2 protein-coding genes are annotated in these 9,021 nt (G+C 39.0%); both read left to right on the top strand.

Annotated features, from left to right (window positions below; translation table 11 throughout):
• The first annotated feature begins 75 nt into the window (after positions 1–75).
• Entirely contained in the window at positions 76–7,884 is a 7,809-nt protein-coding gene (locus WKI47_RS21240; RefSeq protein ID WP_340229194.1) for an SDR family NAD(P)-dependent oxidoreductase, read from the top strand.
• A partial coding sequence (locus WKI47_RS21235) for an SDR family NAD(P)-dependent oxidoreductase (protein WP_340229193.1) occupies positions 7,881–9,021 on the top strand: 1,141 nt, incomplete at its 3' end. The genes WKI47_RS21240 and WKI47_RS21235, both read left to right, overlap by 4 nt.

Below are 9,021 nucleotides of genomic sequence, written 5' to 3'. Positions count from 1 at the left end.
GAAAAAAGATTCAATAATTTATCTAAAACCTTATTGTTTGAATATAACGATTTAGACTCGTTAGCAAAACATCTGATGGAACATTACAGTGAAGAGTTTATGCAACATGCAAACATTTTAGTTGAAGAGTTTAGCCATAGCAAACAAAATGATTCAGGTTCTCCAGTGAACGTTGAGAACATGGAAGAAGGAATCAAAGAGTCTCCAAGAGTAACTTCTAAACAACGTTTAAATGAAGATGAAATCGCAATTGTAGGATTGAACGGAAGGTACCCAATGTCTGAAGATCTTTATGAATTTTGGGACAACCTTGTTGCAGGACGTAATTGCGTCACAGAGATCCCGCCCACAAGGTGGGATCATACAGAACATTACGATGTCGATAAGACAGCCAAAGGAAAGAGTTATGCGAAATATGGTGGATTCATCAGTCACCCTGATAAGTTTGATCCTCGGTTTTTTAATATTTCTACACGCGAAGCTAATCTCATGGATCCACAGGAACGTATTTTCTTGGAAACAGCGTGGAACACCTTTGAAGATGCAGGATATACAGAAGAAGCTTTAAAAGAAGAGACTGTAGGCGTTTTCGTAGGCGCTATGTATGGGCAGTACCAACTATATGGCATGGAACAAGCTGCTATGAATAAATCTATTCCTAATTCAGTATTCTCTTCAATTGCAAATCGCGTTTCTTATTTTTTTGATTTAAACGGCCCTAGTATGGCATTAGATACGATGTGTTCTTCTTCTCTAACAGCTATCCATCTTGCATGCAATAGTATTCGAAAAGGAGAGAGTACAATAGCGTTGGCAGGCGGAGTGAACTTAACGATCCATCCCAATAAATATATTTTACTCAGCCAGGGAAAATTTTTATCGACCGGTAAAGAGTGTCGCAGCTTTGGAAAGGGTGGAGATGGATTCATACCTGGCGAAGGTGTAGGAGCAGTGTTATTAAAACCACTCCATAAAGCCCTTCAAGACAAAGATCAAATATATGCAATTGTCAAGTCATCTGCTATCAACCACGGAGGTCGGACGCATGGTTATTCCGTGCCAAACCCACAGTTGCAAGCTGAAATAATTAAAAGCGCTATGGAAAAGGCAAATGTTTCAGCAGAAAGTATCAGCTACATTGAGGCCCATGGTACTGGAACATCTCTAGGTGATCCTATAGAGGTAGCGGGTCTGCGAAAAGCCTTTGGCGAAGTGTCAGAATCCATGGATTGCCGTTTAGGATCTGTTAAGTCCAACATTGGGCATGCAGAGTCAGCATCAGGAATTGCTGGTTTAACCAAGGTGCTTTTACAGATGAAATATAAGAAACTTGTTCCTTCTCTGCATGCTGAGGAAATAAATCCTGACGTTGTATTAGAGAATTCGGGAATTCAGATACAAAGAGAACTTGAAGATTGGCAAGGCCGAATTCTACAACCTGATGAGAACCTGATGGGAAGGAGAGCAGGACTTAGTTCTTTCGGAGCAGGTGGATCAAATGCTCACATTATTGTGGAGGAATATTTGACATCAGATGTAGAACAAGAGAAAAATTTCAACGCAAAGCAAGATATGCTCTTCATTTTCTCCGCGCGTAGTGAAATCTCATTAAAAAGGTATTTAGAAAAAATGGTTGCGTTATTGAACCGGGATGACCATCCCCCTTTGCTCAATATTGCCTATACTTTACAAGTCGGACGACAAGAGATGGAAAATCGTGTCGTCTTTTTGGCGTCCGATAAATTGCAGCTCATCGATAAATTGAATGCTTATTTAAGCAGCTCTGATGAGACTACACATTATGCTGGAAAAGCCAACACCTCCCCTTCAAGTGAGCGTTTAATTAAAGAAAATGTTCTTCAAGCTGTAAACGATAAAAACTATGATTTATTGGCAAGGTGCTGGGTTGAAGGAGAAGTGATCCCATGGAATGAGTTGTACTCGTTCACTGATGGAGTCACAAAAGTTTCATTGCCTACCTATTCTTTTGATAGAAAACGTCATTGGATTAAACAAGGAGAAGATGTAGAGCTGAATGTAAGACAGCAACCGACTGCTTTGAGAACGACTTGGAGTAAGGATAGCGATAAAGACCAAGAACCCAGCGTCCCCCTAGCATACTTTGTACCTTCTTGGAGAGAAACGCCATATGCAAAGAGAGACTTAGAATGGTCTAACCAAAATATTGTCTGCATATATCCAGATAAGGCGCGAGAATGGGCTGACTCTTTAGAACGCTTACTTATGCCAGAGAACAAATTTTATCGCATCTGTATAGATCGAGAAGGTTTAGGAAAAAGAGAGAATGAATGGAATCTCGTTTCGCCTTCTATACAAGCCTATAAAGAAGCATTTAAACAGCTGAAAAAACCAGATATTATTATTCACTTAGGTGGAATCGTTAACGAGGTTAAAAATGCCTCTAATTCTTTCATCGTAGAAAAAAGTCAAGAATACAGTCTTTTTTCAACATTTCGCCTAGTAAAAGCGGCCAGTGAATTAGGATGGACAATGCACTTTACGAGAGTAATGATTGTTACATCTGGTACTCAAGCAGTTAACAAAGGAGACATGGTCAATCCAACTCATGCTGGGTTGAATGGGTTTGCACGCTCTTTATCAAAAGAGTATCCGGAATGGAAAGTTAGTACCTTGGATATTCCAAACCCATCTTCAAGTAAAGAGCCAACTCGCTTTTGTGACATTTGGGCTGAAAGACTATTAAAAGCAGCGGCTGTAGAGGAACTTGAGGAAATAGCGCTGCGGGAAAACAGCATTTTCATCAAAGAAATTATTCCTGCTCCCATAGAAACAGAAAACGTAATTAAAGATGTACCGTTCCGCCAAGGTGGTACCTATCTGATACTAGGCGGAGCTGGAGGGATTGGGATTGCGATAAGTCGTTACTTAGCTGAGTCCCTACAAGCTAAACTAATTTGGTTAGGACGTAGCACTATCAATAATTCGATTCGAGAAAAGATGAACTTGATAGAAGATCTAGGTGGAGAAGTGCTGTATATCCAAGCAGATGCTACAGACGAAAATGAAGTTAAAAAAGCCATCCATACTGCAAAAATTAGATTTGGGAACATCAATGGAGTTATTCATTCTGCACTTGTATTAAAGGATCGACTAATCGAGTTCATGAGCGAAGTTGAATTAAAAGAAGTGCTAACCCCTAAAATGGCGGGATCTATTGCACTTTACCAAGCGATAAAGAACGAAAAACTCGATTTCATGGTATTTTTCTCCTCTGCACAATCATTTTCAGGCAATCTAGGTCAAAGTAATTATGCGGCAGCGTGTACATACAAAGACGCTTTCGCTTACTACTTACGACGGGAAAAAGGCATTCCGGCACAAATCGTTAACTGGGGATATTGGGGTGAAGTTGGGATTGTTTCTAGTGAAGAATACAATCGAAAGCTCGCTCAACAAGGATTATTCTCTATTCACTCTGAAGAGGGAACTCAGGCGTTTAAAAATATTCTTCTATCTGGCTATGAACAAGTCATGGCTATAAAAGCTTCCTCACAATTGCTTCAATCAATAGGAGTGAAGCCTCAGGGAGGGATTGAATTCGACTCTTCTATCGACTCTGCTTATGTAAGAAAATTGCGTGCAGGTATGAATGAACTGAACGACCTAAGCGTTACTTTATTGGCAAGAGAGCTTATATCCAGTGGATTATTTGCAAAAGGTGAAACGCTATATACAAAAGAAGAAATCAAAAAAAGCTTAGGCTTAAAATCTAATTTTAATCAATTATTCGACGAACTGTTATCGATCTTATGTAGATACGGATTTATGTATCTCAATTCAAATCAATATGGCCGTACAGAAAAGTTGAAAATGTTGCCTAAGAAGGATTCACTAGAAAAGTCTGTCGCTTCTTTTATTATCGATTATCCCGAAATGAAAGATTATATTGAGTTGGTGCGTATCTGTCTAAACTCATATTTAGAATTGTTATCTGGTCAAATACCAGTCGCTGAAGTTTTGTTTCCAAATGGGTCAATGGAACGTGTCAAAGGAATTTATCGAGGGAATCGAACATCGACATTTTTTAATGAGTCGATGCTTTACCAACTGATCCCCTATATAGAATCAAGAAAAGAAAAACTGTTACCGGGAGAAAAGATCAGAATATTAGAAGTAGGAGCAGGTACAGGAGGAACAAGCACCTCTGTTTTAAGAGGATTGTTACATTATAGGGATGTAGTGGAATACACATATACAGACATTTCACTTGCCTTTATACAGCATGGAAAAAGAGAATTTAGCGAAAAGTACCCATTCACTAAGTATAAGATCTTAAACGTAGAAAAAAATCCGTCAGAACAAGGTTTCTCCAATGGTTCTTATGATGTCATTCTTGCTACGAACGTTCTGCATGCTACGAAAAACATGACGAATACCGTCACCAATATCCAAAAAATGCTCTCCGACGAAGGTCTCTTAATCGTTAATGAAGGCACAGAAAAGCAAGAATTCCTTACTCTTACGTTTGGTTTACTAGAAGGATGGTGGTTATTTGAAGATGCCGCTTTGCGTATTGAGGGATCGCCTCTATTGTCTTCAGAGAAATGGTGTTTACTGCTTAATGAATCCGGCTTTGAAATAAACGAAGTAGTAGGAGCGGAAAAGTTTGCCCAAGTGGATACGGGGCAGAATGTTATTGTAGCGAAAAAGGAAAAGAATTCTTCTCATGCAACAGAAATAATTCAGTTTGAAAATAGTGAATATGCCCCTGCAAGTAGGAATCAAAAAGATGACTTCGTACAAAATGTGATTATAGAAAGTTTGTCCGAAGCGCTTGAGGCAGAAAGTGAAGAATTCAACGACGAACATGCCTTTAAAGATTTTGGAGTCGATTCGATCATCGCAGTAGAAGTAGTCAATTTGATTAATACACGCTTGAAAATCACGCTAAAATCAACAGATTTATTTAACTATCCTTCTATTAGCGAATTGAAAACGTATATCCAAAATAAATTTGGAAAGGATATTTATGTTTTAGAGTCCTCTTCAAAAATGCAGACAAATGAAAAAGATGCTCCTAAGGTTGATGAAGTGAATGAGGATTGTTTCGACATTGCTGTAATAGGAATGTCGGCTCAATTTCCAGGAGCCAAAAATGTAAACGAATACTGGAGTAACTTGAAGAACGGGAACTGTAGCGTCAGCGAGATAGATCGGTGGCCAATTGACTCTTTTTACGATGAGAGTTCTGAGACAGTTGGGAAAAGTTATAGCAAGCATGCAGGATTAATGTTAGGTGTAGACGAATTTGATCCGATGTTTTTTAATATTTCTCCAGCCGAAGCTGAGTTAATGGATCCAAGACAACGGTTATTCCTTGAAGAATCGTGGAAAGCTGTAGAAGATGCTGGTTATAGCATGAAGCAGATGAGTGGAGAAAGATGTGGCGTGTACGTAGGTACAGGGACAGGAGATTATCAGAACTTAATGCATGGCCATTCGGAGTGCCTTGATAGTTATGCCTTTATGGGGAATAGCAATGCTATCCTAGCTTCTAGAATTTCTTATTATCTGAACCTGAAAGGCCCTAGTTTGGCTGTGGACACCGCTTGCTCTTCTTCAGTTGTTGCCATTCACTTAGCGTGTGACAGTATCAGAAATGGAACTTGCGATATGGCACTTGCAGGAGGAGCGGAAGTTTTAGCCACCCCTCAATTCCACGTATTAGCAAGTAAAAGTGGAATGCTCTCCAGAGACGGGCAATGCCATACCTTCGATCAAAAGGCAAATGGCTTTGTTCCAGGCGAAGGTGTCGGTGTTTTATTATTAAAACCTTTGAGTCAAGCACTTCAGGATCGAGACCATATCTATGGCATTATAGCTGGATCAGCTATCAATCAGGATGGCAAAACAAATGGTATTACAGCTCCTAGCACACCATCTCAAATTGAAGTGGAGTGTGAAGTATACGACAAGTTTAATATTGATCCAGAAAGCATTGATTACATCGAAGCCCATGGCACAGCGACAAAGTTAGGCGACCCCATTGAATTAGATGCTTTAACAGAATCTTTCAGTAGGTATACTTCCAAGAAAAATTACTGTGCTATCGGTTCTGTAAAAACGAATATTGGTCATACCTTGGCAGCTGCCGGAATTGCAGGATTAATCAAAGTTCTTCTTTCCATTAAGCATAAACAATTAGTGCCGACCTTAAATTTTAAAAATAATAATCCGTTGATTGACTTTGAGAATAGCCCTTTTTATGTAAACACTGAACTTCGTTCTTGGATTAAAGAAGAGGAAAAGCCCAGAAGAGCAGCTTTAAACGCTTTTGGTTTCAGCGGAACTAATGTGCATATGGTTGTTGAGGAAAACATTAAAAATGAAGAACGTACAAATCATTTAAAGCAGCCGCAACTTATTCTATTGTCCGCAAAGACTGAAGGTAGTTTATCTCACAAAGTGCAAGATCTGTTGGATTGGTTACAGTGCGAAAGCGAGGAACCCATCCTTGAAGACCTAAGTTACACGCTAAATATGGGACGAGATCACTTTACTCACCGATTAGCATTTGTTGCTGATGATATTTCAGATCTGATTCAATTGCTAGAGACATCTCAACAGCATCACTTCTTGAATGGGGGGTACGTTTTTAAATCCCAAGGAGGAGTAAAGAGTAATGAGTCGCTTCGTTTGGAAGGAGAGCGTATTTTAACAGAGCTACAGCATATAAATGATCCGTTGAAGAAAAAACAGCAATTGTCCTTGATTGCCGACTTATATGTTGAGGGCTGTGATTTAAGGTGGCTTGAATTATATAAAGCAGACTTACCATTTAGATTATCGCTACCTACTTATCCTTTTGAAAAGGATAGTTATTGGTTTAAACCTCAAGCATCAGAAAATGAGCATATGATGGACTCCAAACAATTGCATCCATTACTAGATTATAATCTATCAACTTTACATCAACAAAAGTACAAAAAATCATTCAAGGGGCATGAATTTTTCTTGGAGGATCATGTGATATTCGGTAAAAAAACACTTCCTGGTGTTGCTTACCTTGAAATGATGCGAGAGGCAGCATTTTTAGCTACCAATCAAAAGATATCGGTTTTAAGAAACACAGTTTGGATGAGCCCAATTATCATTGAGCATGACCCGCGTGATATTTATATTAGTATTCATTCAGGCAGAAACAATATGTTGGATTGCAAGGTCTATTCCGAAACTGAAAATGGACAGCAAGAAATTCACTTCCAGGGTAAGGCTCAAATCGATCAGGGCGAAGTCAAAGAAGCTCGATACGTCAATATTGAACAAATCAATCAGTCGTGTACGAAAAGTTACTTGTCTGGGGATGAGTTATACACATTCATAGCCCAAAAGGGACTTGAACTTGGAGAACGGTTTAAAGCCATTAAATATGTAAAAGGAAATGACAGAGAAGCATTATCTAAGTTAGAGATTCCAACGTCTGTAATGGATTCACTCCATTCATTTACTCTTCAACCTACACTTCTAGACGCGGCTTTGTTATCGATTGCAGGAATCCAAACTGTAGCGGGAAAAGACAAGCTGTATATTCCTTATTCAATGGGAGAAGTTGAAATTCTAGGAAATTTAACGTCTAAAGGATATGCGTACGTGGAATTAAGTAATCCGCTGGATGCAATCGATTTTGAATACAGTAGTTTCCATATTGCAATCACGGACGAAGAAGGAAAAGTAGTTATTCAGATGAAAAATTTCTTGGGCAAAATTGTTGACAAGAATCTTATGCAATCAAAAAGAAAAGCTAACCGTGACCAACAACTCTTGGAGTTGTTTGACGAGATTTATAGCGGCAAGCTTGATGAAGAAGCTATTCAGTCTATGATAGGAGCGTATAAGCTATGAGCCATACACTTGACATACAAGCCATCACAAGCATGCTAAGAAATCAAGAAATCAATCCCGAGCAAGCTCTGAAAGTGTTCCAATCCCTTCCCACACAAAAACCGGATCCACAAATGTATGAGTCTGATTACTCGGTTTTTCGACTTAAGCAAGAATGGATGGAGTGTCCTGTAGAAGCAGCAGGGTACAGTTCATCTGTTTTGTTTTTTTCCAGCGCCTTCGGGAAAACTTCTTTTGAACAAGAGATTGTTGGAATACTGGATAAGAAATTTAAACCTAGCGGATATTTAAGGCTTGGTAAAGATTATAAACAAAAAGATGAGAGTTGGACGATTGATCCCGATCAAGCAGAGCACTATGAACTTTTGTTGAAAGATGTCGCAAAGAAAACAGAACAACCCGTGCTGAATTTAGTTTTTTTTGCGGAGCAAGAAACAATGGAATTTGAGAAAGAAACTTCGATTTTTTGGTCGAATGTTTTCTTCCCATTAGCTAAGTTGATTAAAGGGATATTGGGACAAACAAGCGGTTTACAAAAAGAGCTACGTGTTCTTTTTTTATCTAAAGAAAAAGAAACAGCTACAAGTGCTTTTTATCGAGGGATAATAGGGTTCATTAAGTCGCTCCAATTGGAACACCCACTTTTTCAAGGCAAAACGGTACGACTCCCACTCGATCTTGATGCTTCCAGTTTCAAAGTTCTATTGGAAAGCGAGTTATCCAATTGGGATCGAAAGCAAAATGAAATCAAACACCAAGACGGAAAACGTTTTGTTAGATGCCTTAACGAATGTTCAGAAAAAGAACTGGATGATACGTATTCCATTCTTCGTTGGAACGGCGTATACGTCATTACCGGCGGAATAAAAGGAGTAGGATATCTAACTGCTAAATATTTGGCAGAAAAATGTCAAGCCAAACTCATCCTCGTTGGACGATCTATTTTGTCAGAAGAAATGCAGAACCGACTTGAAGCCTTAAAGTCTTTCGGTGCAGAAGTTGAATACATTCAAGCGGATGTTAGTAAACGAGAAAATGTTGTACGTATTATTGAGACATCCAAGGCAAGGTTTGGCCTCCTCCATGGTATTATTCATGCCGCAGGCCTAAACAAAGATTCTTTATTTATAAATAAGA

It is taken from the genome of Saccharibacillus sacchari (genome assembly GCF_037722395.1).
GTDB classification, from domain to species: domain Bacteria; phylum Bacillota; class Bacilli; order Paenibacillales; family Paenibacillaceae; genus Saccharibacillus; species Saccharibacillus sacchari_A.
The sequence above is the reverse complement of the archived record's forward strand: the minus strand, read 5'-3'. Positions and strand labels throughout refer to the sequence as shown.

What these genes read in the sequence shown, in the direction of transcription:
- WKI47_RS21240 (WP_340229194.1), top strand. Translation starts at nt 76, where the DNA reads ATGGAACATTACAGTGAAGAGTTTATGCAACATGCAAACATTTTAGTT.